General features: G+C 65.3%; 24 protein-coding genes. 10 read left to right on the forward strand and 14 right to left on the reverse strand.

Annotation, left to right across the window (positions count from 1 at the left end):
- Positions 1-19: 19 nt before the first annotated feature.
- Entirely contained in the window at positions 20-2,071 is a 2,052-nt protein-coding gene (locus tag QYS36_RS21630; RefSeq protein WP_308841433.1) for an AsmA family protein, read from the reverse strand.
- Between the two features lie 143 nt (positions 2,072-2,214).
- On the opposite strand from QYS36_RS21630, the gene QYS36_RS21635 reads away from it, so the two are divergent.
- Positions 2,215-2,997 (forward strand): TatD family hydrolase, encoded by a 783-nt coding sequence (locus QYS36_RS21635; RefSeq protein WP_308841434.1) that lies wholly within the window; start codon positions 2,215-2,217, stop codon positions 2,995-2,997.
- A 139-nt stretch (positions 2,998-3,136) separates the two neighbouring features.
- Here QYS36_RS21635 and ampE read toward each other — a convergent pair whose 3' ends face one another.
- The 3 genes from ampE to QYS36_RS21650 all read right to left on the reverse strand — a co-directional run bounded on the left by ampE (position 3,137) and on the right by QYS36_RS21650 (position 6,973).
- The gene (gene ampE, locus QYS36_RS21640) at positions 3,137-3,973 is read right to left on the reverse strand and encodes a regulatory signaling modulator protein AmpE (RefSeq protein ID WP_308841435.1); all 837 of its coding nucleotides are present in this window, start codon (positions 3,971-3,973) and stop codon (positions 3,137-3,139) included.
- Positions 3,970-4,533, reverse strand: coding sequence for a 1,6-anhydro-N-acetylmuramyl-L-alanine amidase AmpD (gene ampD / locus QYS36_RS21645; protein WP_308841436.1), 564 nt, complete (start codon positions 4,531-4,533; stop codon positions 3,970-3,972). Before ampD ends, ampE begins: the two co-directional genes overlap by 4 nt.
- 142 nt (positions 4,534-4,675) lie before the next feature.
- Positions 4,676-6,973 (reverse strand): DUF1631 domain-containing protein, encoded by a 2,298-nt coding sequence (locus QYS36_RS21650; RefSeq protein ID WP_308841437.1) that lies wholly within the window; start codon positions 6,971-6,973, stop codon positions 4,676-4,678.
- Positions 6,974-7,261: 288 nt separating this feature from the next.
- Between QYS36_RS21650 and nadC the strand changes: the two genes are divergently transcribed.
- Positions 7,262-8,110: a carboxylating nicotinate-nucleotide diphosphorylase gene (gene nadC, locus QYS36_RS21655; RefSeq protein WP_308841438.1), complete on the forward strand. Its 849-nt coding sequence runs from the start codon at positions 7,262-7,264 to the stop codon at positions 8,108-8,110.
- Positions 8,111-8,236: 126 nt separating this feature from the next.
- Here the strand turns inward: nadC and trpC are convergent, their stop codons facing one another.
- From trpC to QYS36_RS21675, 4 genes are all read right to left on the reverse strand, one after another.
- A complete protein-coding gene (gene trpC / locus QYS36_RS21660) occupies positions 8,237-9,073 on the reverse strand; it encodes an indole-3-glycerol phosphate synthase TrpC (protein WP_308841439.1) in 837 nt (278 codons plus the stop codon).
- Positions 9,070-10,116 (reverse strand): anthranilate phosphoribosyltransferase, encoded by a 1,047-nt coding sequence (gene trpD / locus QYS36_RS21665; protein WP_308841440.1) that lies wholly within the window; start codon positions 10,114-10,116, stop codon positions 9,070-9,072. The genes trpC and trpD overlap by 4 nt, the downstream gene beginning before the upstream one ends.
- Positions 10,113-10,709 carry an aminodeoxychorismate/anthranilate synthase component II gene (locus QYS36_RS21670; RefSeq protein ID WP_308841441.1) on the reverse strand — a complete coding sequence of 199 codons (597 nt, stop codon included), beginning with the start codon at positions 10,707-10,709 and terminating at the stop codon, positions 10,113-10,115. Before QYS36_RS21670 ends, trpD begins: the two co-directional genes overlap by 4 nt.
- Before the next feature lie 340 nt (positions 10,710-11,049).
- A complete protein-coding gene (locus QYS36_RS21675) occupies positions 11,050-11,616 on the reverse strand; it encodes an AAA family ATPase (RefSeq protein ID WP_308841442.1) in 567 nt (188 codons plus the stop codon).
- A 31-nt stretch (positions 11,617-11,647) separates the two neighbouring features.
- Here QYS36_RS21675 and QYS36_RS21680 point away from each other — a divergent pair, with 31 nt between their 5' ends.
- On the forward strand, positions 11,648-12,076 hold the full coding sequence (locus QYS36_RS21680) for an N-acetyltransferase (protein ID WP_308841443.1): 429 nt from the start codon (positions 11,648-11,650) through the stop codon (positions 12,074-12,076).
- Between the two features lie 61 nt (positions 12,077-12,137).
- Here the strand turns inward: QYS36_RS21680 and QYS36_RS21685 are convergent, their stop codons facing one another.
- The 5 genes from QYS36_RS21685 to QYS36_RS21705 form a co-directional block, all read right to left on the reverse strand.
- Positions 12,138-12,689, reverse strand: a complete 552-nt coding sequence (locus QYS36_RS21685) for a lysis protein (RefSeq protein WP_308841444.1) — start codon at positions 12,687-12,689, stop codon at positions 12,138-12,140.
- The gene (locus tag QYS36_RS21690) at positions 12,686-13,225 is read right to left on the reverse strand and encodes a glycoside hydrolase family 104 protein (protein ID WP_308841445.1); all 540 of its coding nucleotides are present in this window, start codon (positions 13,223-13,225) and stop codon (positions 12,686-12,688) included. The genes QYS36_RS21685 and QYS36_RS21690 overlap by 4 nt, the downstream gene beginning before the upstream one ends.
- Positions 13,226-13,282: 57 nt before the next feature.
- Positions 13,283-14,419 (reverse strand): cellulase family glycosylhydrolase, encoded by a 1,137-nt coding sequence (locus QYS36_RS21695; RefSeq protein ID WP_308841446.1) that lies wholly within the window; start codon positions 14,417-14,419, stop codon positions 13,283-13,285.
- 122 nt (positions 14,420-14,541) lie between these two features.
- Positions 14,542-14,901, reverse strand: a complete 360-nt coding sequence (locus tag QYS36_RS21700) for a putative holin (protein ID WP_308841447.1) — start codon at positions 14,899-14,901, stop codon at positions 14,542-14,544.
- 407 nt (positions 14,902-15,308) lie between these two features.
- Positions 15,309-15,665: a hypothetical protein gene (locus tag QYS36_RS21705; protein ID WP_308841448.1), complete on the reverse strand. Its 357-nt coding sequence runs from the start codon at positions 15,663-15,665 to the stop codon at positions 15,309-15,311.
- Between the two features lie 184 nt (positions 15,666-15,849).
- On the opposite strand from QYS36_RS21705, the gene QYS36_RS21710 reads away from it, so the two are divergent.
- Together QYS36_RS21710 and QYS36_RS21715 are read left to right on the forward strand one after the other, a co-directional pair.
- Positions 15,850-16,506, forward strand: a complete 657-nt coding sequence (locus QYS36_RS21710; RefSeq protein WP_308841449.1) for an XRE family transcriptional regulator — start codon at positions 15,850-15,852, stop codon at positions 16,504-16,506.
- A 54-nt stretch (positions 16,507-16,560) separates the two neighbouring features.
- The gene (locus QYS36_RS21715) at positions 16,561-16,896 is read left to right on the forward strand and encodes a pyocin activator PrtN family protein (protein WP_308841450.1); all 336 of its coding nucleotides are present in this window, start codon (positions 16,561-16,563) and stop codon (positions 16,894-16,896) included.
- Here the strand turns inward: QYS36_RS21715 and QYS36_RS21720 are convergent.
- Positions 16,875-17,537: a GntR family transcriptional regulator gene (locus QYS36_RS21720; RefSeq protein ID WP_308841451.1), complete on the reverse strand. Its 663-nt coding sequence runs from the start codon at positions 17,535-17,537 to the stop codon at positions 16,875-16,877. The two genes, QYS36_RS21715 and QYS36_RS21720, sit on opposite strands and share 22 nt — an antisense overlap.
- A 284-nt stretch (positions 17,538-17,821) precedes the next feature.
- Here QYS36_RS21720 and QYS36_RS21725 point away from each other — a divergent pair, with 284 nt between their 5' ends.
- From QYS36_RS21725 to QYS36_RS21745, 5 genes are read left to right on the forward strand one after another with little or no spacing between them, the layout of a single operon-like run.
- On the forward strand, positions 17,822-19,051 hold the full coding sequence (locus tag QYS36_RS21725) for a divalent metal cation transporter (protein ID WP_308841452.1): 1,230 nt from the start codon (positions 17,822-17,824) through the stop codon (positions 19,049-19,051).
- Between the two features lie 16 nt (positions 19,052-19,067).
- Complete coding sequence (locus QYS36_RS21730) at positions 19,068-19,838, forward strand: 5-oxoprolinase subunit PxpA (RefSeq protein WP_308841453.1); 771 nt, start codon at positions 19,068-19,070, stop codon at positions 19,836-19,838.
- Positions 19,835-20,641: a putative hydro-lyase gene (locus QYS36_RS21735; RefSeq protein WP_308841454.1), complete on the forward strand. Its 807-nt coding sequence runs from the start codon at positions 19,835-19,837 to the stop codon at positions 20,639-20,641. The genes QYS36_RS21730 and QYS36_RS21735 overlap by 4 nt, the downstream gene beginning before the upstream one ends.
- Before the next feature lie 9 nt (positions 20,642-20,650).
- Positions 20,651-22,264, forward strand: a complete 1,614-nt coding sequence (locus QYS36_RS21740) for a 5-oxoprolinase/urea amidolyase family protein (protein WP_308841455.1) — start codon at positions 20,651-20,653, stop codon at positions 22,262-22,264.
- The gene (locus QYS36_RS21745; RefSeq protein WP_308841456.1) at positions 22,261-23,994 is read left to right on the forward strand and encodes a biotin carboxylase N-terminal domain-containing protein; all 1,734 of its coding nucleotides are present in this window, start codon (positions 22,261-22,263) and stop codon (positions 23,992-23,994) included. The genes QYS36_RS21740 and QYS36_RS21745 overlap by 4 nt, the downstream gene beginning before the upstream one ends.
- The last annotated feature ends 169 nt before the right edge of the window (positions 23,995-24,163 follow it).

The following is a 24,163-nucleotide window of genomic DNA, read 5'->3' on the forward strand; positions in this document are numbered from 1 at the left end:
GGCCTTTTCCGCCTGGCCCCTAGCGCCCCTGGCGTAGCTGCTGCAGCAGCGGCTCGCACTCGTTGGGCTGGTCGCCACTGGGGGCCACCAGTGCCACCAGGCCGGCGGCTGGCGCCACCAGAGCGCCCAGGGCCAGCATGCCGGCACCGCGCAACACCAGGGGGCCGGCTTTAACGCCAGGGTTGGGGGTCTTGAAGGTGCCGCGTACGTACAGCGGCGAGCGCAGCGAAAAGATTCGCAGCCCCTTCGATTCGGGGGTGATGGTCAGGTCGAGTTGCTCGCTGGCGAAATTCACCGTGCCGTCCACGCCGATCAGTGCGTTTTCGGTATCGATCACCATCAATTGTGGCCGCATGACGCCCTGCTTGATGTCCAGGTTGGCGGCGGCGCAGTTGATTTCCACCTCGGCGTCACCGAACAATCGGCCGACCAGGTAATTACCGACGTTGAGGCCGGCGATCTCCATCAGGTTACGGCTGACCCGCCCATCGTTGATCAGCAACTTGACGTGCCCGTTGGCGCCACCCAGCAGGGTGGCGACCGAATTGCCGGTACCGCTGATGGCTGCATCACCGTTCAAGGCGCCGAGACTGCTCTGCATCACCTCGACATTGGGGAACAGCTGGCGCAGACGGAAATTGCGCGCGCGCAGCTGGGCCTGGGCCCTGAGTGGCGTGGCGCTGCCGTCCAGGCGCAGCGTGGAATCCAGCCGGCCACCGGCTACGCCGAAGCGCAGCGGCTCCAGGCTGAGCTTGCCGTCGTTGAGCACCACATGGGTAAACAGGTCGGTGAAGGGCAGTTGCTCGCTGTGCACGATGCGCTTGCCGGTGAAGCTGACGTCGGCATCCATGTCGCGCCAGCGCTCGGTGCGAAACGCCTCGACAGGCAGCACCTTGTCGGCCGGCTGGACGCTGGTCGCGCCGCGCTGCTTCTTCTCGGCGTTGGAGTCGGCGCCAATCAGCGGCGCCAGGTCGGCGAAGCGCAGCTGGTTGGACACCAGGGCCCCGGACAGCTTTGGTCGCGGTTTGCGCGCCGAGAACGTAAGGTCACCATGGATATCGCTGTCACCGATGCGGCCGTTGAATTTCTCGTAGCGAAACAGCGGGCCGTCAGGATCCTGCAGCTGCGCGACCAGTCGCCCATCGGTGGAGTAGGCCGGCGTGTCAGGTAGGGTCACGCCAGTCAGCGGATACAGGTTGCCAAGGCTCGAACCCGACAGACGCAGGCGCAGATCCAGAGCCCCCAGGTTCTTCGGATCGGTCAGCGTGCCGGCCACCTGCACCCGAGTGGTGCCGGCGTGCACATCGGCCTGTACCGGGAAGGGCAAGCGGGCGTCCTGCAGTGCCAGCAATCCGCCGATGCGCCCAGTGCCGCTGAGCGCCTGGTCCTTGTAACGCCCCTTGGCCTGCCAGGCGAAGGCATAATCCTGGGGCTGGGCAGCCTCCTGGTTCGCCTGGCTGGCGGACTTGCCGACGATCTCGGCGAAGGCGATGGGCTCACCAAGCGGCTCGACCTGCAGGTTCACGCTGGCCTGGGAGATTCGGTCGTCGACGCTGACCCGCGCCTTGTCGAAACCGATGGTGCCGATGTCCATCACCCAGGGCGAGGCCGTTTGCTCTTCCGGCTGCTCCTGCTCGCCAAGGTCGAACGTCCAGTTGGCCCGCCCGTCGGCCAGGCGCTGCAGCGCGGCATCGGCACCGGTCAGATGAATGCGCGGGATGGACAGGGTTTTCCACAGCAGCGGCACGGGCGACAGGCTGGCCTCGACGCGCTCCAGGTACACGAAGTGCTCCCCCTTGGCCCACTCGGGATTGCCCAGGCTGAGCTGCTCGGCGGACACGTGGGGCCAGGGCACCCAGGCACGCAGACCGGGCTCATCAGGCTCGCGCTGCCAGGTGACGGCCAGATTGCCGTCGATCGCGAAGGGCCGATTGAGCGCTTCGGAGACCCGCGCATTGATCGTCGGCTTGAGCAGGTTCCAATCGAACAGCACCAGAAACAGCATCAGCGCTGCGATCAGCAGCAGAAGACTGGCAAGGCACCAGCCAAGTATCTTGCGAAGACGCATCATGCGGCGGCCCCTGTTTATCAGCGATCCCCACAACCGCCGTCCCTGATCGTTCGACTGGCCAATGCCAGGAATGACTCACAGAATGTTGTCACGCAGGTGTACAAGCCTGCCGTTCATACAACCTGAAACCCGGGCGGGCCTCCATGCAGTTGATCGACACCCACACTCACCTGGACTTCCCCGACTTCGATGAGGATCGCGCTCGCGTGCTCGCCGAAGCGCGCGCCCTGGGCGTCGAAAAACTGGTGATCCTCGGCGTCGAGCACGGCAACTGGCAGCGCCTGTGGGATCAGGTGCTGGCGCACGATGGGCTGTACGCCGCCTTCGGCCTGCATCCGGTCTATCTGGACAGCCATCGACCACAGCACCTGCAGGTGCTGGAGCAATGGTTGGAGAAGCTGCACGGCCACGAGAAGCTGTGTGCGGTGGGCGAATTCGGCTTGGACTACTACCTGGCGGAGCTGGATCGAGAGCGCCAGCAGGTGCTCTTCGAGGCCCAGCTGGGCCTGGCCGCGCGCTTCGAACTGCCCGTGCTGCTGCATGTGCGCCGCGCCCATGCCCAGGTGATCGCCACCCTCAAGCGCTTCAAGCTGCAGCGGGCCGGCATCATCCACGCCTTTGCCGGCAGCTACGAGGAAGCCCGCGAATACCTCAAGCTGGGCTTCAAGCTGGGTTTGGGCGGTGCGGCCACCTGGCCCCAGGCCAAGCGCCTGCGCCAGGTGGTGCCCCGCCTGCCGCTCGACGCCGTGGTGCTGGAAACCGACTCACCGGACATGGCGCCAGCGATGCATGCGCACGTCCGCAACAGCCCGGTTCACCTGCCGGCGATCTGCCGCGAGCTGGCCACACTGCTAGCGGTGGAGCCGGAGGTTCTGGCCGCCGCCAGCAGCGGCAACGCCGCAGCACTGTTCGGCTGGCGTAACTAGCATCTGTTCACGACCTCGCGAGCTAGAACGATACAAGGCAAAAACAAGCGAGGAAGCGGAGTTTACAAGTAGTAAATGAGCATTCCGAGCTTGTTTTTAACGCAGGAGCGCCGACGCGCAGCAGATCGTGAGCAGGTTCTTAGAAGAACAGCGTCCACAGGGCAATGGCGGCGTACCAGAGGATGGCCGCGCGCACCAGCAACTGCCACAGGCCGTCCAACGTCGTCACGCCCGCCTCGCCGAGCACTGGCTCCGGGCTTTCGGCAGCGGCACGTGCCGCGCCAGCTGCCAGTTGCGCGGCCGAGATGTCCCAGCTCAGCACTTCGTGCAACAGCGCGCGGCTGACCGCGATGAAATTGCCGACCAGTGCAAAGCTGGCCGCCAATACCCGCACCGGCAACCAGTCGAACGCGTGGCGCAGTTGACCGGCGCGCTCACGCAGCGCCTCGGATTGGCCGTGCTCGACGATCAGCGCCAGCAGGCGGTAGGCCAGCGCCGCGAGCGGGCCCAGCAACACGTACCAGAAAATCACCGCGAAGAAGCTCTGGTAGGCCTGCCAGACCAGATAGGTCTGCACGTTCGGCAGCAACGTCGCCTCGCCCTCGGCCTGCACGCCCAGGTCACGCTGGGCAACCAGGTAGGCCGCCTCGCCGTCGCCACGCCGCCAGCTGTCGCGGAACGGCCCGAGCGCCGCCAACAGGTCGCCACGGCCCAGGCTGTAGATCACCACCAGCAGATGAATCGGCAACAGCAACCAGCCATAGGCCAGCGGCGCCAGCAGTTTCAGCACGGCGGCCAGGATCAGCAGCGGCACGCCGACCAGCAGGGCAATGGCCAGCCAGGGCGAATCGCTGGTGGTACCACCGCGCTCCATCCGTGCCAGCGCGCGCAGCCAGGGTTCATCCTGCTGGATACGCTGACGCCAGGCGGAAAACTTCTCCACCCACAGCACCAGCAGCAACACCAGGAAACTCATGATGCCTCCTTATCAGTCATCAGTGACGAGCGCAGCCGCGCCCAGTCGAATGCAGGCCCGGGGTCGGTCTTGCGGCCCGGGGCGATATCGCTATGCCCACAGATGCGCGCCACGGTGATGGCCGGATAGGCCACCTGTAGCGCTTGCGTCAACTGCGCCAGTGCAGCGTACTGCGCATCCGTGAACGGTAAATGATCGGTACCTTCGAGTTCGATGCCGAGGGAAAAATCATTGCAGTTCTCGCGCCCCTCGAAGCAAGACGCACCGGCGTGCCAGGCGCGATCCAGGCAGGACACGAACTGCACCATGGTACCGTCGCGCTCGATCAGGAAGTGCGCGGACACCGTCATGCTGGCGATATCCGCAAAATACGGGTGCGCATCAGCCTGCAGGCAATTGCTGAAGAACGCCTGCACCTGGCCGGTGCCGAACTGGCCTGGCGGCAAGCTGATGTTGTGAATGACCAGCAGGGAAATCTCGCCCTGCGGCCGCTCGTTGAAGTTGGGCGAAGGACAGTGCTGAATCCCTTGATACCAGCCGTCTTCGAGTAGCTTGCGCATAGGTGCTCCACGAGTTTGCGCACACTCTAGGGGCTGGGCAGCTCCCAGTGCAAGTCGTGGCGCGCGAGCTTTTGCGGCGGCCAGAACGACTCACGGCCCTGACGGGCCGTGAGAAATGCATCGTTCAAGCAGACGCAGCGGCTCAGGCGCCTTTGAGCCGCCGCAGGTTACCGATCACCGACTCCAGGGCGCGGTCGAACAGCAGCGCGTCGTCGAGCAGCCTCACCGCGTTGCGACGAAACTCCAGGGCCAGGCCCATGCGGGTCTTCTCGAGCACTTTCATGCCCGTGCGATTGACGAAGATGTACTTGCCGGTCGGCTTGATGATCGCCGCCAGCTTGCAGCGCAGCTTGTGCTCGTCGTCCTCCTGGAACTCGACCCAGCTGCCGACGCGCAAGGAGTCGACGTACAGCAGCGACTCATCGTCGTCGGCAAGCACGGGCTCATCCTGCGGCTCGCTGCGTGGCTGCCCTGGGGCCTCGAGGACGATCTCTTCGACGATCTCGACCATCGCCGAGATGCTGCTCTCCTCCTCCGGCTGCAGGTCGAGCAGCGGCAGCTCGAGCCCGAGCGCGGAAAGCGCCGAGCGCTGCACCTCATCGGACTCGCTCGGCGCGCCACGCTCGACATCGGGGATGGCACGCTTGAAGCGCTGAAAGGCCTGCACATGCAGCGCTTCGAGCTGACTGAAGAACTCACTGGTGGAGAATGGATCGAACGCCGCGCTGGCCATGCCTTCGCGCAGCGCCTTGAGCAGACCAGGAACCAGTTCGAGCAGGCGCAGACGCGCTTCCGGGTTGTCGTGGGGCTCCACGCTCCAGATCAGCTCGTCCATGGTGGCGAGCGCACTCTGCCATTGCGGCGAATCGGAACCGTGCTTGAGGCAGGTCAGCATCATGACCTTGCTCCAGGCCTCGCGCAGCAGACGCACCACCACTTCGGGCAGGGTCCTGCCGAGCAACCGCTCATTGAGCGCCTGCTCCACTTCGCGACGAGCCATCTCGGCCCGTGCGCTGCCCTCCTCGGCATCGCGGGTACGCTGCTCGAGCAGCTCGCTGCGGCGGCGCTCATCACCGGTGAAGGCCAGGAAGTCGGCCAGCAGCTCGGAGAAGATCGCCGGATCGTCGGTAAAATCGTTGAGCAGCCGCCCTACGACCTGCTCGATCTTCTGATACAGGCTGTCACGCTGGTTAGTGTCGTGCTCGCCCCAACCGAGGGCGGCGGTAGCGATCTCGTTGAGCAGGCGACGCGCCGGGTGGCTACCACGGCTGAAGAAGGTCTTGTCGAGCACCGCGACCTTGAGCATGGGAATCTGCAGGCGGGCGATCAGCGCCTTCAGGGAATCCGGCAGGCTGCGGTCGTCGAGGATGAACTCGAACAGCATCGACACCAGGTTGATGACGTCCTCGTCGACCTCGCCCACCACCCGCACGCGGCCACTCTTGGCGCTGGCGCGGGTGAGCAGGTGTTCGAGCTGGGCACGCAGGTCGACATCCATCGGCGCCTGGATCGGCGCACGCTGCTGCAGGTGCGAAAGCAGCCGCATCAGGTCGTTGGTGGAAATCGGCATCGCATTGGACGGCGCCTGGCGCCGTGGCGCTGCGCCCTCGCGGGTTTGCGACAACAGCTCCTGAAGGGCGCCAAACACCTCACGCACTTCGTCGTCGGCAAATCCTGCGGTGCGCTCGAAACCCTCGACCGAATCACTGCGCTCAGGGCGCCCATGGGCGGCGGCACGCCGGGCTGGCACGGCCTTCAACTCAGGCAGCACGCCGGCCTCGATCAGCACGCCGTTGGCATCGCTATACAGCTGGTCGAGGCCGCTGAGCACGTACTTCTCGAACAGCTTGAGGATGATCAGCTTGACCTTGATTTCCACACCCAGGCCGCTGCATGACTCGAGGAACAGCTCACTGAGCAATACCGGGCCAAGGGGGTTGGACTTGTCGTCGAGTTTCTTGCTGACGATGGCATTCAGGCGCGTGGTCAGGTGGGTGAGCGCGACGTGATCGCGGCTCAGTACCTTGGCGATCATCGAATCCAGCGCGACGGTTTCTTCCAGCTCGTCGTTCTGCACCAGCGACAGACTGTCGAAGGACACCGCGTCGAGGGTGGGCGCCTTGCCGACCACATAGTGATTCAGGCTGGCGAACGACTCGAAGACACGCTGCAGGAAGCCACGCTCGATACCCTTGCGCTTGAGGCGCAGGTCACGCATGGCTTCGAAAAAGGAATTCTGCTCGGCATTGCTGGTGGCGCGGTCCGCCATATCGAACAGGGTGTCGTCAGCATTGTCGAACAACGCCTGCAGCGCCTGCTTGAGCTGGGTAGCGGCGCGATCACGAACCTGAATGAGCGATGCAGGCAGCCTCGCGGCCGCGGGGTGGGCCGTGTCGGGAACCATCTTGTTAAGATGCACCACGTTGGCATCGGTCTTCATCAGGATCTCCTGCGCAGAGCGCTGGTGAAGCAAACTGAAACAGGAATGCGAGTACCGCAGACGTCAAGGGTATGACGCCAATAGTTCTGCATTAAAACATATCGGATTGCTACAGGAGATGCCAAAGCAATTTCCTGCAGATATGACATGCATCACAGCCCATCCGACGGGCTGCCGGCGAACTGGGCATGTGACCTATCGTTACAGTCAGGGTTCATTTTTACCCGATGAACGTAACAGTGACAGTCGCAGCCCTTATACTCGCCGCCTCAGCCAATCGGAGGCGCCATGCCGAATCTATTGCTCACCGAGCTTCGTGCCGAAATCGAGGCCAATGTCCGTCGCAGCCTGCGCGAAGACATCGGCAGCGGCGACATCACCGCCCAGCTGATTCCCGAGTCGCGCCTGGCCAATGCTAGCGTGATCACCCGAGACAGTGCGGTGATCTGCGGCACAGCCTGGGTCGATGAGGTGTTTCGCCAGCTCGATGCCCGGGTCGCCGTGCACTGGCAGGTGCAGGACGGTCAGCGGGCTGAACCCAACCAGGTGCTGTTCCAGCTCGAAGGCCCGGCGCGCGCGCTGCTCAGCGGTGAGCGCACGGCGCTGAATTTCCTGCAGACCCTGTCGGCCGTCGCCACGCGCTGCCAGCACTATGCCGCGCTGGTGCAGGGCACCGCGGTGAAGCTGCTCGACACCCGCAAGACCCTGCCCGGCCTGCGCCTGGCGCAGAAGTATGCGGTCACCCAGGGCGGCTGCCACAATCACCGCATCGGCCTGTTCGACGCCTTCCTTATCAAGGAGAACCATATCGCGGCCTGCGGCGGGATCGCGGCAGCGGTAGCCACTGCGCGCACTATCGCGCCAGGCAAACCGGTCGAAGTGGAAGTCGAAAACCTCGACGAACTGGAACAAGCGCTGACGGCTGGCGCCGATATCGTCATGCTCGACGAGCTGTCGCTGGATGACATGCGCCGTGCGGTGACCATCAACGCCGGCCGTGCCAAGCTCGAAGCATCGGGCGGCGTGAACGAAACCACCCTGCGCGGCATTGCCGAGACCGGCGTGGACTACATTTCCATCGGCAGCCTGACCAAGGACGTCAAGGCGGTGGATCTGTCGATGCGCCTGTCGCTGTAACCATCACGCTGAATTTCGCGCGCATGGCGCGCTCCCACAGGGATCGTGGATGGCCGTTGTTCATCGGGCCATGAGACTGCACGCAGAATGAAAAACGGCGCCTCGAAGGCGCCGTTTTTTTAGTAGTCAGTCCACGTCGGGGCTGCCGATGAACCGCTTGCGCTCGGGAAAGAACAACCGGCCAAGCTCAGCCCCGGGATTTTCGGCACGCATGAAGGCTTCGCCAACGAGGAAGGCGTATACCTCGCTGATTTCCATCAGCTCGACGTCGGCACGATTGAGGATGCCGCTCTCGGTCACCACCAGGCGGTCGCGGGGAATGCGCGGCAGCAGGTCCAGCGTGGTTTCCAGATTCACCTCGAAGGTATGCAGGTTGCGGTTGTTGACGCCAATCAGCGGCGTATCCAGCAACTTCAATGCGCGCTCCAGCTCGTCGCCGTCATGCACTTCGGCCAGCACGTCGAGATTGAATGCCTTGGCGGTAGCCGCCAGCTCGGCCATCTGCGCATCGCTCAGCGCCGAGACGATCAGCAGCACGCAGTCGGCGCCCAGGGCCCGCGATTCGACGATCTGGTAGGGGTCGATCATGAAATCCTTGCGGATCACCGGCAGCGAACACGCGCTGCGCGCTTCCTGCAAGTAGCGGTCGGCGCCCTCGAAGAAATCGATATCGGTAAGGACCGACAGGCAGGTCGCCCCGCCCTCCTCGTAGCTGCGGGCAATGTCCGCCGGCACGAAGTTCTCACGAATCACGCCTTTGCTCGGCGAGGCCTTCTTGATCTCGGCGATCAGCGCTGGCTGCTTGCTCCTGGCCTGCTCGATCAGCGCCTTGGCAAAACCACGCGGGGCGTCGGCAGCGCGCGCGTCGCGCTCGACTTCGGCGAGGCTGACCACGGCACGGCGGGCGGCGACTTCTTCGGCCTTGCGGGCGAGGATCTTTTCCAGAACGGTGGGAATGCTCACCCTTCATTCTCCTGTTTGAATACCGCGGTAAAGGACACCAGCTCTTCCATCTTTTCCCGGGCCAGGCCGGTGTGCAGGGCGTCGTGGGCCAGGCTCATGCCGCCCTGCAGGTCGTCGGCATGGTCAGCGGCATAGAGCGCCGCACCGGCATTGAGCACGATGATGTCGGCGGCTTTCTGGCCGGCATCGGTCTTGCGGCGGCCCAACGCATCGCGGATCAGCTCCAGCGATTGCGCTGCACCGTCGACGGTCAGGCCGATCAGGCTCTGGCTCTTGATATCGAAATCTTCGGGCTGGATGCGGTACTCGCTGACCACGCCGTTCTTCAGTTCGGCGACGAAGGTTGGCGCCGCCAGGCTGATCTCGTCGAGACCATCCTGGGCATGCACCACCAGCACGTGCTCGCTGCCCAGGCGCTGCAGCACTTCGGCCATCGGCCGGCACAACGCCTGGCTGAACACGCCCACCACCTGGTGCTTGGCGCCGGCCGGGTTGGTCATCGGGCCGAGCATGTTGAACAGCGTGCGCAAGCCCAGCTCGCGACGCGGGCCGATGGCATGCTTCATCGCGCCATGATGGGACGGCGCGAACATGAAGCCGACGCCGACGGTCTCGACGCAGCGCGCCACCTGCACCGGGGTGAGGCCCAGGTACACACCGGCAGCCTCGAGCAGATCGGCGCTGCCGCTCTTGCCCGACACCGCGCGATTACCGTGCTTGGCCACCTTGCCGCCGGCCGCAGCGACGACGAAGGCCGCGGCGGTGGAGACGTTGAAGATGTTCATGCCGTCGCCACCGGTGCCGCAGGTGTCGACCAGGCGCTCGGCGGCGATCTCTACCGGCGCAGCCAGTTCGCGCATCACGCTGGCGGCACCGACGATCTCGTCGATGGTCTCGCTCTTCATGCGCATGCCCATCAGGAACGCGCCGATCTGTGCGTCGGTGCACTGGCCGGTCATGATTTCGCGCATCACGTCGCGCATTTCCTCGGTGCTCAGGTCCAGCTGGGCGACGATGCGGTTGAGGGCTTCCTTGATGTTCATGGGCGCACGCCTCCGGTCTGCTTGAGGAAGTTGGCGAACAGTTCGTGGCCCTGCTCGGTAAGGATCGACTCGGGGTGGAACTGCACGCCCTCGACGTTCAGGGTCTTGTGGCGCAGGCCCATGATCTCGTCGACGGCGCCGTCCTCGTGCTGCGTCCAGGCGGTGACCTCGAGGCAGTCCGGCAGGGTCTCGCGCTTGACCACCAGCGAGTGGTAGCGGGTCACGGTCACCGGCATCGCCAGGCCGGCGAACACGCCCTTGTTTTCGTGAAACACCGGGCTGGTCTTGCCGTGCATCACCTGGCGGGCGCGTACCACGTCGCCGCCGTAGGCCTGGCCGATGCTCTGGTGGCCGAGGCAGACGCCGAGGATCGGCAGCTTGCCAGCAAAATGCAGGATGGCCTCGATGGACACACCGGCTTCGCTCGGCGTGCACGGGCCTGGGGAGACGACGATGCGCTCGGGCTTGAGCGCCTCGATCTCGGCGATGCTCAGTTCGTCATTGCGGATGACGTGGACGTCGGCACCCAGCTCGCCCAGGTACTGCACCACGTTGTAGGTAAAGGAGTCGTAGTTGTCGATCATCAGCAGCATTTTAGATTTAACCCTTTGATTTACTGCTCTTCAGCCAATCACCCTGGTTTCGATACCCCTATTCGCACCCGCAGTTTTTCATGCCGGGAGAATGTCTATTCGGGGGTCGAGCAAGGCAGAGAGAATCGTCCGGCGGGGCCGGATGGAAAAGATCAGGCGCGCCAACGCCAGCGGGCGTGGGCTTTGATGAGGCGCATCAGGAGGGTGCTGCTTGCGTTCACGAAGGAGGTCTCGCGTTTATCTTCGGGCACAGTAGCCCAGCAGGGCCTTGGCGTGCAACTGGCACAGCGCTGCGCACCGGCAACAGATCGGCGCTTCATGGCCGTTACAGCACCCAGGGTTATCGGCCGGCTCCCTGCTGCTCGGCCAGCCAGGCGAGCACCTGCTCGGCCAGGCGCTCGGGGGCCTCGCGGGTGCTGTCCAGGCGCAGCAGCGGGCAGCGCAGTTGCTGCGCGATCCACGCTTCGTGCATGCGCAGGCTGCGGGTCTGCAGATCGCCGTGCTGATAGCCGGCGGCCCACTCCAGAAAGGCCTGGTGCTGGGCGTGCATGTCCCCGCCCGGCCGCACCCGCTCGCCGTAACGCTGCTGCTCGCGGGCACGCAGCCGTTGCATGCGCTCGGTGTCGTCCAGTTGCAGGAACACGGCGTGGCTGAACAGCGGTACCAGCGCCTCGCCCCAGCTGCACAGCGAACCGCTGAGTATCCAGTCGCTCGACTGCGCCGCGCAGGCGCGGATCTGCTCCACACGCTGTTGCGGTTCGCGCTTGAAACGATAAGGTGGCTCGCTGGGCAGCCAGTAGAAGTTGTCGGTGTCCAGATGCAACCAGCCGCAGCGCTGGGCCAGTGCTGCCGCCAGGGTGGTCGTCCCGGCACCGGACGCCCCGAACACATGTAACCGTACCGCCATGGATCAACATCCTCCACGAAAGGAATTCATCATGATTCGCCCTTACCATGCCAACGACGCCAACGCCGTGCTCGACATCTGGCTCGCCGCGTCGATTCAGGCCCATGCCTTTATCGCCGAATCGTTCTGGCGCGATCAACTGGGCGCCATGCGCGAGGTCTACCTGCCCCAGGCCGAGACACTGGTGCTCGAAGAAGACGGCCAGATCCTGGGCTTCGCGTCTCTGCACGAACACCGCCTGGCCGCCCTGTTCGTCGCCCCAGGCGCCCAGGGGCGCGGGCTCGGCAAACGCCTGCTCGACGAAGCCAAGCGCCGCCGCGACCTGCTGGAGCTCAGCGTGTACAGCGCCAACACCCGGGCCTGCGCCTTCTACCAGGCCTGCGGCTTTGCCGTGCTGGCCGAGCAGAACGATCCGCACAGCGGCCACCCCGAGCAGGTCATGCGCTGGCAAGCCGAGTGAGGCGCAGAGCGGGCACTCTCCGGTAGCGAGTTGTGGCTGTCAACGCTAGCCGAGCGCAGCGCTAACGCGGTTCACCGAGGGCTCGCACGTAATCCTGGCACATGCCTAGGGCGATGATGGCACGGTCGCCGCGTTGGCTGATGGCGACAATTCGTTGAGCAGCTGCTCGGTCAATGTCGGCGCGTCGGGCGCCATCCACCAGGCGTCCGGGAGCGGGGGTGCCGGGCACTGGGGCGCGGTGAGTGGAGTCGGTAGCTCCGGGAGCGGCGGTGAGGACTGACAGCCGTAGCTCAGCAGTGGCAAGACGATCACGCAGGCGCGCAGCCTTATCTTCGGCATCGGTAAGTTTCCTGTGTTGGGTCTGGGAGGAGGCCTGCAACTGCTGCTCAAGCAGCAGGCGTTTGTCATGGCCACGTTGTGTTTCAAGCGCGGCGGCGCTCTGGATGCGGCCGAGGGCCTGGGCATGGGTTTTGTCGCGCTCGGCCAGCTGTTCACCCAGGCGCCAGCCCTGCACCACCCAACCGAGGCTGGCGGCGCCGAGCAGTAGCGTCAGGAGCAGGCCGCCGCCGAGCAGCCAGCGATAGCGGGTGGGAATCAGCGCTAACAGGCTCATGTCGCCACCTCCCCGCCAGAGGCGATGAACATGGCCAGCAGGTCATCCTGATCACGCGGCTGGCTGGCCAATTCCTGGCGGTAGATACGCAGCAGCGCGCCAAGATCGTGCTCGCGCTGGCCGTAGCCGGCCCCCGGCAGGCTGGCCCAGATGGGCGCGGCCGCGGTGATCGCCTCAGCCACCTGGCCAGCCTGAATGGGCGCGAGTGCGCCGCATTCTTCGAGCAGCTTCACGGCGGCCAGGTCTTGCGCCTCTGGGGTGAAGCGGCCGCGAAAGTCGTAGAGTTCGACGATGGCATCCCAGGTACGGGCCAGGAACTGGTAACGGCCAGCCGCCGTCGATTGAATGTCGTAGCGCGGCAGCTCGACCCGTTGGCGCGGGTGGGCGCTGTAGTCGTCGAACAGGCTGCCGCCCACCAACACGTTATAGCCGTCGTCGCTGTTGGCGACGGTCGAGGTGCCTTCGCTCCAGGCGAGCATGTCGAGAAAGGCAAGTACGTTGTGGCCACCCGCCTGGGTGGCAGTAAGTCGGGCCATGGGAATTCTCCGGTGTCGTAAAGGCAATGACCCGCCGAAGCGGGTCATTGGCGTGGCTCAGCGGGGCCCGTAGGCCGTGGTGGTGTTGCCGATGCGTGCCATCAGCGAGCGTGTGTTGGCTTTCAGCGTGCCGTCGTTGCGGTCCATGCCGTTGGGGTTGTTGTCGTCATCACCGGGACCGGCCAGCCACTGGAAACGCAGGATATGGTTGGCATCGAAGTACTTGTGCAGCTCGGTGAAGTAGGTACGCATGCCCGGTATGTGGTCCGGCCCGCCGAACTCACCGGCGATACCGCGCTTGCCATTGGCCTTGAGCCAGTCGATAAAGGGGGACCAGTCGGCCACCCGCTCGCGGTAGGCGATCGATTCGATGGCCTGGTTCCACTTGCCACCACCCTGGCCGTCCTTGTCCGGGTACTGATGCGCCTCGTAGAGCAGCCGGCCTCCAGGATCCTGGAGATCCTTGAGCATGTCGGAGCTGCGCGGCCAGTACAGGGCCGAGGCGAACGCATTGCCGGCCACGGTGATGTAGTGCCGCGGGTCGACCTCACGCACCGCGGTGATCAGCCGCTGCACGTTGTTGCTCCACAGGGTTTCCACGTTGACGCCGCCATCGGGCACGCTGCCCATGTTGTGCGGCTCGTTCATCAGGCCGTAGCCGAACAGCCCGGGCTCGTCGCGCAGCTCCCGGGCGATGGCCGCCCAGATTCGCGCCAGCAAGGTGTAGTTGACCGGGCAATCGGGCGCGCCGATGGCCGTCCACAGCGCGTAGCCGCCGTTCCAGGCCTGCACCACGCGGCCGCTCACCGGCCCGTTGGCGCGTACGTACCAGCGGCAATAGTTGTGCATGTCGAGCAGCGAGAAGCCGCCCCAGCTGTGGATATGGCGGATGGCCCGGCGGATTTCCTCCACGTAGCTCTGCCGCAAGGTGAAGCCGCCAGCACCATCGAGAATGGCGATGCGCTCGCCCGCGAACGGCAGGCGTACGGCGAAGGGTTTGCCGCCCAGGCTACCGGCGTAGGACTTGATGTAGTCCGGCTGGTGGCCGCGCGGGGCGACGGTGAAGTAGTGGGTGTCCAGCCGCGCCGTGGCGATGGCGTCGACGTAGGGGTTGTTGCCCAGGCCTGCGGCATTGAAGCCGATCAGCGGGAATTCGCCGGCAGCGGCCATTTGGTCAAAGGTCTTGATAGCCATGGTGTTTCCTCCAGACATGAAAAAGCCCGCACGGTGGCGGGCCAGGGTGAGTACGGCGGCACGGGATGCGCCGTCGTACGAGTTCAGGTAGCGGTTGTTGCCAGTTGCAACTGGCGGCCGAGTCAGGCGTCTCGGTCGCCAGGTGGTTTGTCGCGCAGGGCTCCGGTACGTCGGCGAATCGCCGCCAACATCAGCGTCACCACCAGACCCGCACCGGCGAAACCGGCAGGCCCCGGATAGGCGAAGGGGTGGATGCCATGCAGTTGGAAGTCCGTGATCGCCGGAGCACACAGGTAGCCCATCACGGCCGACGTCAAAAAGAACGTCACCCGGTTCCACATGGGCAGATTTTGCGTAGTGGTGAAGTACACCAGCGCCCCACACAAGGCGCCGACGGCAGCCTCGCCATTGATAGGGGCAATCAGGGCTGCAAGGTGCTCACCTAGCACGCCGAACAGCACGGCGCTGCTGTATTCAGTCATTGTTATCGTACTCCCCGAGGCCGACGGCCCCGACGACATTGAGGTTATGCCGCCCCCTGAAACGACAATGCCCCGCACGGGCGGGGCATTGTTTGAGGAAGGTCGGTGTGTTGCAGCGCGGCTCGACGCGCCTGTAGCTGTTGATGAAGTCATGAAGCTGGCTGACTGCTCGCCCACCTCTGTGACGGTGATCAATGTATAACCGCCGATTCTCAGGCTCTCAAGGGCACTGCGCGAATCAGCGCCGACGCGCCGGAAAAAAACGGATACGCAAGCCGTTCAGACTGCCTGCCGCAGGAAACGGGCGCCCGCAAAGGCGCCCCGTGCCGGGCACCAGGGCGTTGTTCTTCAGGAAAGGAAAGGTGCCGAACCGCGAGAACCGCGGCCGGCAGAAATGAAAAGCGCGCTCAGGCGGCGCGCTTCAGGAGTTGCGACTCGATGGCCCTGTGGGCCTGGCCCAGGCGGCGATAGAACTGCGCCCGGCTACAGCCGCAGGCCGTCCATTTCTCACCCTGGGGCTGGGTGCTGCAATACTGCTCGATGACCACCTGCCGCTGTTCGGGGGAAAGGTGCTTGCTGACGATCCAGTCGATTTCCGTGGCCTTGTCGACCAGCACACGGCTGCCACGGGCAGCGCGATTAAGCACACCTTGTGATGCCATCAGCGAAGCGATCACGCTGTTGCCCATGTTCGATGTGCAGTCCGCTGCACCTGCCTGCGCTTCGGCCCAACGCTGCAGCGCCTCGTCTATGTAGGGAATCATTGCCTGCCTCCTGCCATCGCTGATGGCCTTGATGTGAATGCGTCCCGGTAGGTGAAGATCCTGCTGAGTCACGCCCAGGCACCTGAACGGTTATCGTCAAATCAAAAATAATCACGAATCGTGTTTTATTCAAGCCGAGAACTGCGCTATAAATATTTCACAACGTGATTACCGGAGAGACCTGATGGAAACCCTGGGGCAACGCATCAAACACCTGCGCAAGAGCAAGGGCCTCAGCCAGCAGCAGCTGGCCGAAGCCTGCGGCTGGTCATCCCAATCACGCATCGGCAATTACGAAAGCGACCTGCGCGAACCGGGTCTGTCCGAACTGCTGGTGCTCGCGCCGGCGCTGGGCGTCAGCCTCGCCGAGCTGGCCGGCACCGACGACCTGCCGGAGGTGCCGCCGGCCGATACCCTGGCAGTCGGCCACGCCCGTGGCGGCGCGGTGCCGGTGGTGGGGCACGCGCAACTGGGCACTCAGGGCTACTTCGAGGAGATCGACTTTCCGGTCGGCCATGGCGACGGCTACCTGCGCATTCACAGCGACGACCCCAATGCCTACGGCCTGCGGGTGAACGGCGACAGCATGCACCCGCGAATCAAGAACGGTGAATACGTGCTGATCGAGCCCAACAAGGCCTTCCACGCGGGAGATGAGGTGATGGTTCGCACCCTGGACGGCCAGGCGATGATCAAGGAGTACATCTACCTGCGCGACGGCATGTACCGCTTCGACAGCGTCAACCAGAACCACCCGCCCATCCATATCCACCAGGACAACGTCACCAAGATTCACCTGGTGGGCGGCATCCTCAAATCCTCGCGTTTCACCGAAGAATAGTGGCGCGCCCAATGAACCCCGACGGCGAGACCTGACCCCATACCGAGCCCAATCATGAACACTCAGCCTGAGCCGCACCTGCCGCTCCAGACGCTGGAGCTTCTGTTCCGCACCCACGGCGACGTGCTGGTGCCCATCGACCGGGTGCGTACGGTGTATTTCCGTCACCTGAGCGCCGACAACTTCATCCGCGCCATCGCCACTGGCCGCCTGAACCTGCCGATCACCACCCTGGACAGCAGCGCCAAGGCGCCCAAGTTCATCGAGCTGCACCACCTGGCGGCCTATATCGACAGTTGCGCCAGCGCTGCCAACACGGCCGACAGCCTGTGCGCCGACACGCCGGGTGCTTACCGGGTGGAGTGCGCTCAGCAGCCGCGCCGCGCGTAAGCCGCCAGGATGGTGCGTTCCGATTGCACCAGATAGGTATCCAGCGCCTTGGCCGCGTCCTGCGGGCGCCCTGCTTCCAGGTGGTCGAGAATCGCCGCATTCATGTCGATGTAGGGCGCGTGCAGGAATTCCGCGTCATTGAGCAGCCCGAATACCAGGCGCAACTCGGCGGACAGGTGCCCGTAGAAGGTATTCAGGCGCTGGCTGTCCGCCAACTCGACGATGGCCGCATGAAAGACCATGTTGGCCGTGCCTACCGCCCCCCAATCCGGCACCTCGGCGCTGCGCTGCGCCGCCTTCACCGCCTCGCGCATGCGCTTGACCGCCGGGTGCTTGGGATACGCCTGGGCCAGCGCCTGGCACTCGACGAAACGCCGCGCCCGGTAGATCTCGATGATCGAGGCCATGTCCGGCACCGACACGAACACCCCGCGATTGGGCTCGTGCTTGAGCAGGCCTTCCTGGGTCAGCACACGAAAGGCTTCGCGCAGGGTATTGCGCGAGATATCCAGGTTTTCGCTGAGCGCCGCCTCGGACAGCCGCTGCCCCGGCACCAGCTCGCCATCGACCAGCTTGCGGCGAATTTCCGCAGTCACGGTTTCGCCCAGGGTACGTGGGTTATCAGACACGTCTTTGTTCATCACCGATCCACCAAGGCAGCGCCGGGCTCTTTGCAGAAGAGCCGAAGGCCCCGATGGTTACCGAGCAGCGCGCTGCAGGCAAGGGGTCGAGCTGTCACCGAGCGCACCATGGTGAATCAACCCTGGGTATCGAAGTAACAAAACAGTGCAAATAGATCATCAATGCAAATTATATTGTTGAACAATAAAGCCATCTAGAATCAACATATCAAGCCATTTCATGGTTACGTGGCATGTTGATTGCCTTACACCCTGCACCCGTTACTTCGCCCCAGGAGTGTTCCATGCAGGCCCAGACCACCGCCGACTTCGCCCGCTCACGCCGCTCATCATTGATCGCGGCCATCTTCCTGATGGCCACCTCGGCCATCGGTCCCGGCTTCATCACCCAGACCGCCACCTTCACGGCCACCATGGGCGCGGCCTTCGCGTTCGGCATTCTCGCCTCGATCCTCATCGACTTCGTGGTGCAGCTGAACGTCTGGCGCATTGTCACCCTGACCCGCATGCGCGCCTCGGACATCGCCAACGCGGCGATTCCCGGTAGCGGCTACCTGCTCGCCCTGCTGGTGATCTTCGGCGGCCTGGTGTTCAACGTCGGCAACATCGCCGGTGCCGGCCTGGGCCTCAATGCGCTGATGGGCCTGGATCCGAAATGGGGCGGCGCACTCAGCGCCCTGGTGGCCATCGGCATCTTCCTGTCCAAGCGCGCCGGTATCGCCATCGACCGGCTGATCGTGGTGCTCGGCCTGCTGATGATCCTGCTCACCCTGTTCGTCGCCTTCGCCTCCAACCCTCCCCTGGGCGAGGCACTGCGCCAGACCGTCTGGCCGGATACGATCAACTTCGCCACCATCACCACCATCGTCGGCGGCACCGTGGGCGGCTACATCACCTATGCCGGTGCACACCGCCTGCTGGATCGCGGCCTGGTCGGCGAGGAGCACATCAAGGAGGTCACCAAGGCGGCACTCAGCGGCATCGCGGTGACCGGGGTGATGCGCTATGTGCTGTTCCTGGCCATCCTCGGCGTGGCCGCCAGCGGGGTGGTCATCGACACCTCAGGCCAAGGCGCCAACCCGGCGGCCCAGGCGTTCCAGGCCGCCGCCGGCGAGCTCGGCCTGCGCACCTTCGGCCTGGTGCTCTGGGCTGCCGCCATCACCAGCGTGATCGGTGCGGCCTACACCTCGATGTCGTTCATCACCGCCTTCATGCCCGCCATCAGCGAACGCGGCCGCAACCACGCCACGGTGGCGTTCATTGCCGTGTCGCTGAGCATCTATCTGGCCCTGGGCACCGCGCCGGCAGCCCTGCTGCTGTTCGCCGGCGGCTTCAACGGTTTGATCCTGCCCATCGGCCTGAGCATCTTCGTGTACGTGGGCTGGTGCCGCAGCGACCTGATGGGCGGCTACCACTATCCGCGCTGGTTGCTGGCCCTCGGCGCCATCACCTGCGCGCTGACCTGGTACATGGCGGCCAAATCGGTCGGCCCGATCTTCGCCTTTATCGCCTGACTCTAGGAGACCCGACATGCCAACCATCGACCTCAACAGCGACCTGGGCGAAAGCTTCGGCCAATGGTCCATGGGCGACGATGCCGCGATGCTCGACATCGTCACCAGCGCCAACGTCGCCTGTGGCTTCCACGCCGGCGACCCGGCCGGCATCCTGCGCACCCTCAAGGCCGCCGCGGCCAAGGGCGTGACCATCGGCGCCCACGTCGCCTACCCGGATCTGGTCGGCTTTGGCCGCCGCAACATGGATATCGCCAGCGACGAGCTGAGCGCCGACGTGATCTACCAGATCGGCGCCCTGCAGGCCCTGGCCACCGCCGCCGGCACTTCGGTGCGCTACGTCAAACCCCACGGTGCGCTGTACAACACCATCGCCCACGACACCCGCCAGGCCCTGGCGGTGATCGAGGCGATCCGCGCCGTCGACTCGAAGTTGGTGCTGGTCGCCCTGGCCGGCTCGCCACTGATCGAACTGGCCCGTGGCGAAGGCCTGACCTGCATCGCCGAAGCCTTCGCCGACCGCGCCTACACGCCGCAAGGCACCCTGGTGTCGCGCCGCGAGCCAGGCGCCGTGCTGCACGACGCCGAACAGGTGGCCCAGCGCATGCTGCGCCTGGTGCAGAGCGGCGAGGTCGAAGCCATCGACGGCAGCGTCACCCGCATCGAAGCCGATTCGATCTGCGTGCACGGCGACAGCCCCGGTGCCATCCAGATGGCCCGCGAAGTGCGCCAGTTGCTGGAACGATCCAGCGTGTCCCTGCAAGCCTTCGCTGGAGCCTCCCGATGAATGCCATCCAACGCGCCCAACAGGCCGCCATTGCCGCCGCCCGCCAGGCCCGCGCCGAATACCGCAACGGCCGCATCGCGCCCACCGCCGGCATCGCGCCGGGCATGACCCAGGCCAACCTGATCGCCCTGCCCCGCGACTGGGCCTATGACTTTCTGCTCTACGCCCAGCGCAACCCGAAAGCTTGCCCAGTGCTCGACGTGAGCGACGCCGGCAGCCCCACCACCGTGCTGGCCGAGGGCGCCGACCTGCGCAGCGACCTGCCGCTGTACCGCATCTGGCGTGACGGCAAGCTGGCCGAGGAAGTCAGCGACGCCACCGCCGCCTGGGCCGAGCACCCGGACATGGTGACCTTTCTGATCGGCTGCAGCTTCACCTTCGAGACCGCCCTGCAGGAGGCCGGCATCGACGTGCGGCATATCACCGACGGCTGCAACGTGCCGATGTACCGCAGCAATCGTGCCTGCCGCCCGGCGGGCCGCCTGCATGGCGAGATGGTGGTGTCGATGCGGCCGATTCCGGCCGATCGGGTTGCCGAAGCGGCCGGCATTTCCGGCCGCTATCCCTCGGTGCACGGCGCCCCGGTGCATATCGGCGAGCCGCAGCGTCTAGGCATTGCCGACCTGCAAAAACCGGATTTCGGCGACGCGGTGCGCATCGAGCCCGGCGAAGTACCGGTGTTCTGGGCCTGCGGCGTGACACCCCAGGCGGCGGTCATGGCTTCCGGCGTGCCCTTCGCGATCACCCATTCGCCAGGCCATATGTTTATCACCGACGTGCCCGACAGCACCTACCACGTCTAGGAGGCGGTTTTGCGTTTTCTCCCCGTAAACCTGGATGCGCTGCTGGTAGAGTTGGCGGATCTCGACGATACCCTGGCGCTGTTCGCTGCGCTGCAGGCCGAGCCCATCGCCGGGGTCGAGGAAATCGTCCCGGCGGCCCGTACCCTGCTGATCCAGTACCGGCCCGGCGCCATCGACCGCCAGGCGCTGATCAATGACATCGCCCGGCGCGACCTCAGTCAACGCAGCAGCCGCGCCAGCCGCCGCGTGGAAATTCCCGTGCACTACAACGGCGAGGATCTCGACGAAGTGGCCGGGCTGCTCGGCATCAGCCGCGAAGAAGTGGTGCGCCGCCACACCAGCGCCGACTACGAAGTGGCCTTCTGCGGCTTCGCTCCCGGCTTCGGCTACCTCACCGGCGGCGCCGACTTTCAGGTACCGCGCCGGCAAACCCCGCGCACCCGTATCCCCGCTGGCGCCGTGGCCCTGGCCGGTAACTTCAGCGGCATCTACCCCAAGGCCAGCCCCGGTGGCTGGCAGATCATCGGCGTCACACCGCTGCAGATGTGGGATCTCGGGCGTGACGAGCCGGCCCTGCTGCGCCCCGGCTACAAGGTGCGCTTCCAGGATGCCGGCCCGCTGCCGGCCGGCGGCCTGCCTGCCCATGAGCAAGCGGCTGCCAGTGCCGCGCCAACGGGTGCGTACCTGGAAATCCTCAGCCCCGGCCTGCAAACGGTGCTGCAGGACCTGGGCCGCGGCGGCCATACCGACCAGGGCGTTTCCATGTCCGGCGCGCTGGATCGTGGCGCCCTGCGCGCCGCCAACCGCGTGGTAGGCAACGACTCGGCCTGTGCCTGCCTGGAGGTGGTGCTCGGCGGCCTGGGCTTCGTCAGCCATGGCCGCACGCTTATCGCCGTCACTGGCGCACACACGCCCATCAGCGTGACCACTGCCAGCGGCCTGCAGTGGCAGCCGGGCAACTACCAGCCCATCGAACTGGACGACGGCGACCGCATCAGCCTCGGTGCGCCCCAGGCCGGGCTGCGCAGCTACCTGGCGATTCGCGGCGGCTTTAAGGTGGCGCCAGTGCTGGGCAGTCTTTCCTACGACAGCCTGGCCCAGGTCGGCCCGCCGCCACTCAAGGCCGGCGACCGCCTGGGTTTCGACGAAATCAGTGGCGGCGCCAGCGTGTCGCTGCATGAGGCGCCTGCCTTCGATCTGCAGACTAGCAAGGAGGTGATCAGCCTGGATGTGGTCATGGGCCCGCGCAGCGACTGGTTTACCCAGGCGGCCATCGAACGCCTGAGCAGCCAGCTGTGGCGCGTTACCGCGCAATCCAACCGGGTCGGCATCCGCCTGGAGGGCGAGGTGCCCCTGGAGCGCTGCAACCATGACGAGCTGCCCAGCGAAGGCACCTCCCTGGGCGCCATCCAGGTGCCCGCCAGCGGCCAGCCGGTGCTGTTCCTCGCCGACCACCCGCTGACCGGCGGCTACCCGGTGATCGCCGCCGTGGCCAGCCACCATCTGGATCTGGCCGGGCAAATCCCCATCAACGCGCAGATTCGCTTCAACCCGATCGAGGCGTTCGCCGAGCTCGAGCCCGACGCCCTCCTTTCCACTGCCGACGCGAAAGAGATCCCATGAAAAAAGTACTGATCGCCAACCGTGGTGAAATTGCCGTGCGCATTGCTCGCGCCTGCCGCGATTACGGTGTCGGCTCGGTGGCCGTGTATGCCAATGCCGATATCGATGCCCTGCACGTGCGCCACGCCGACGAAGCCTATGGGCTGGACGGCGAGCGCCCGGCCGAAACCTACCTGAACATCGACAAGCTGCTGGCCATCGCCAAGCGCGCCGGCGCCGATGCCGTGCACCCCGGCTACGGTTTTCTCTCCGAGCGCGCCGACTTCGCCCGCGCCGTGCAAGGTGCCGGGCTGATCTGGATCGGCCCGAACCCGGAGACCATCGATGTGCTTGGCGACAAGGTGCAAGCCCGCAAGCTCGCCCAACAAGTCGGTGCGCCCCTGGTGGCCGGCACCCCGGGCCCGGTGAAAACAGCTGCCGAAGTGCAAGCCTTCGCCGAGCAGCACGGCTTGCCGATCGCCATCAAGGCCGCCTTTGGCGGTGGCGGGCGCGGCATGAAGGTCGCCTGGCGCATGGACGAAGTGGCCGAGCTGTATGCCTCGGCGGTGCGTGAAGCCGAAGCTGCGTTCGGCCGCGGCGAGTGCTTCGTCGAGCAGTTCCTCGACCGCCCGCGGCATATCGAAGCCCAGGTAATCGCCGATACCCACGGCACCGTGGTGGTGGTCGGCACCCGCGACTGCTCGCTGCAACGCCGTAACCAGAAGCTGGTGGAAGAAGCGCCGGCGCCCTTTATCAGCGAGGAACAGCGCCAGCGCATTCATCAGTCCGCCCGCGATATCTGCGCCAAGGCCGGCTATGTCGGCGCCGGCACCGTGGAATACCTGCTCAGCGCCGATGGCACCCTGTCGTTCCTGGAAGTGAACACCCGCCTGCAGGTCGAGCACCCGGTGACCGAAGAAACCGCCGGCGTCGACCTGGTGATCGAGCAGCTACGTGTCGCCGACGGCCTGCCGCTGTCGTTCAACGCAACGCCGACGCCGCGCGGCCACAGCTTCGAGCTCCGCATCAACGCCGAGGATGCCGGCAAGGGCTTTCTGCCCACCCCCGGCAAGATCAGCGAATTCCGCGCACCGAGCGGCCCGGGCGTGCGCCTGGACAGCGGTGTGGAAAGCGGCTCCAGCGTGCCAGGTACATTCGACTCGATGATGGCCAAGCTGATCGTCACCGGCGCCACCCGCGAGCAGGCCATCGCCCGCGCGCGCCGCGCCCTGGCCGAATTCCAGATCGACGGCATCGCCTCGGTACTGCCCTTCCACCGCGCGGTGATGGACCACGCCGACTTCACCGGCCCTGAACGTTTCGCCGTGCACACCCGCTGGATCGAGACCGACTTCGCCGAGCAGATCACCCTGGCGCCGCGCACCCTGCCGGTGGCCGGCGATGCGCTGCTGCGCACCTTTATCGAGATCGACGGCAAGCGCCATGAGCTGGGCCTGCCAAGCGCGCTGCTGCAAGGCCTGTGGCCACTTGGAGGTAGCGCCCAGGCGGCGCCTCAAACCGCAGCACCGGCTGCTGAAGAAGGCCTGGTGGCAGCGCCGATCTCCGGCAACCTGCACGCCTGGCTGGTGGAGGACGGCGCCCAGGTGAAAGCCGGCGAGGTGATCGCCGTAATGGAAGCCATGAAGATGGAGACTCAGATCAGCGCTCCAGCGGACGGCACCTTGCGCATTCGCGAACAGGCCGGGGCTTATCTGGATGCCGGAGCGGCGCTGGCCAAGCTGGAGGGCTGAGATAGGCCCCGGGTATCGCTACGCTCCACCGGGGCTAAACCCGTGGGAGCGGGCCATGCCCGCGATTTCGCGCGCATGGCGCGCTCCCACAGGATGGATACATCTCGCGTTTGATGCTCACAGAAAAGGGCAGCCGTAGGGTGGATCGGGGCGCGTAGCCGACGCTCTT

It is taken from the genome of Pseudomonas sp. G34 (assembly GCF_031119625.1).
Classification (GTDB): Bacteria; Pseudomonadota; Gammaproteobacteria; order Pseudomonadales; family Pseudomonadaceae; genus Aquipseudomonas.

Coding starts and splice junctions, on each gene's coding strand:
- QYS36_RS21630 (WP_308841433.1), bottom strand. CDS start 2,071: ATGATGCGTCTTCGCAAGATACTTGGCTGGTGCCTTGCCAGTCTTCTG.
- QYS36_RS21635 (WP_308841434.1), top strand. CDS start 2,215: ATGCAGTTGATCGACACCCACACTCACCTGGACTTCCCCGACTTCGAT.
- ampE (WP_308841435.1), bottom strand. CDS start 3,973: ATGAGTTTCCTGGTGTTGCTGCTGGTGCTGTGGGTGGAGAAGTTTTCC.
- ampD (WP_308841436.1), bottom strand. CDS start 4,533: ATGCGCAAGCTACTCGAAGACGGCTGGTATCAAGGGATTCAGCACTGT.
- QYS36_RS21650 (WP_308841437.1), bottom strand. CDS start 6,973: ATGAAGACCGATGCCAACGTGGTGCATCTTAACAAGATGGTTCCCGAC.
- nadC (WP_308841438.1), top strand. CDS start 7,262: ATGCCGAATCTATTGCTCACCGAGCTTCGTGCCGAAATCGAGGCCAAT.
- trpD (WP_308841440.1), bottom strand. CDS start 10,116: ATGAACATCAAGGAAGCCCTCAACCGCATCGTCGCCCAGCTGGACCTG.
- QYS36_RS21670 (WP_308841441.1), bottom strand. CDS start 10,709: ATGCTGCTGATGATCGACAACTACGACTCCTTTACCTACAACGTGGTG.
- QYS36_RS21675 (WP_308841442.1), bottom strand. CDS start 11,616: ATGGCGGTACGGTTACATGTGTTCGGGGCGTCCGGTGCCGGGACGACC.
- QYS36_RS21680 (WP_308841443.1), top strand. CDS start 11,648: ATGATTCGCCCTTACCATGCCAACGACGCCAACGCCGTGCTCGACATC.
- QYS36_RS21685 (WP_308841444.1), bottom strand. CDS start 12,689: ATGAGCCTGTTAGCGCTGATTCCCACCCGCTATCGCTGGCTGCTCGGC.
- QYS36_RS21690 (WP_308841445.1), bottom strand. CDS start 13,225: ATGGCCCGACTTACTGCCACCCAGGCGGGTGGCCACAACGTACTTGCC.
- QYS36_RS21695 (WP_308841446.1), bottom strand. CDS start 14,419: ATGGCTATCAAGACCTTTGACCAAATGGCCGCTGCCGGCGAATTCCCG.
- QYS36_RS21700 (WP_308841447.1), bottom strand. CDS start 14,901: ATGACTGAATACAGCAGCGCCGTGCTGTTCGGCGTGCTAGGTGAGCAC.
- QYS36_RS21705 (WP_308841448.1), bottom strand. CDS start 15,665: ATGATTCCCTACATAGACGAGGCGCTGCAGCGTTGGGCCGAAGCGCAG.
- QYS36_RS21710 (WP_308841449.1), top strand. CDS start 15,850: ATGGAAACCCTGGGGCAACGCATCAAACACCTGCGCAAGAGCAAGGGC.
- QYS36_RS21715 (WP_308841450.1), top strand. CDS start 16,561: ATGAACACTCAGCCTGAGCCGCACCTGCCGCTCCAGACGCTGGAGCTT.
- QYS36_RS21720 (WP_308841451.1), bottom strand. CDS start 17,537: ATGAACAAAGACGTGTCTGATAACCCACGTACCCTGGGCGAAACCGTG.
- QYS36_RS21725 (WP_308841452.1), top strand. CDS start 17,822: ATGCAGGCCCAGACCACCGCCGACTTCGCCCGCTCACGCCGCTCATCA.
- QYS36_RS21730 (WP_308841453.1), top strand. CDS start 19,068: ATGCCAACCATCGACCTCAACAGCGACCTGGGCGAAAGCTTCGGCCAA.
- QYS36_RS21735 (WP_308841454.1), top strand. CDS start 19,835: ATGAATGCCATCCAACGCGCCCAACAGGCCGCCATTGCCGCCGCCCGC.
- QYS36_RS21745 (WP_308841456.1), top strand. CDS start 22,261: ATGAAAAAAGTACTGATCGCCAACCGTGGTGAAATTGCCGTGCGCATT.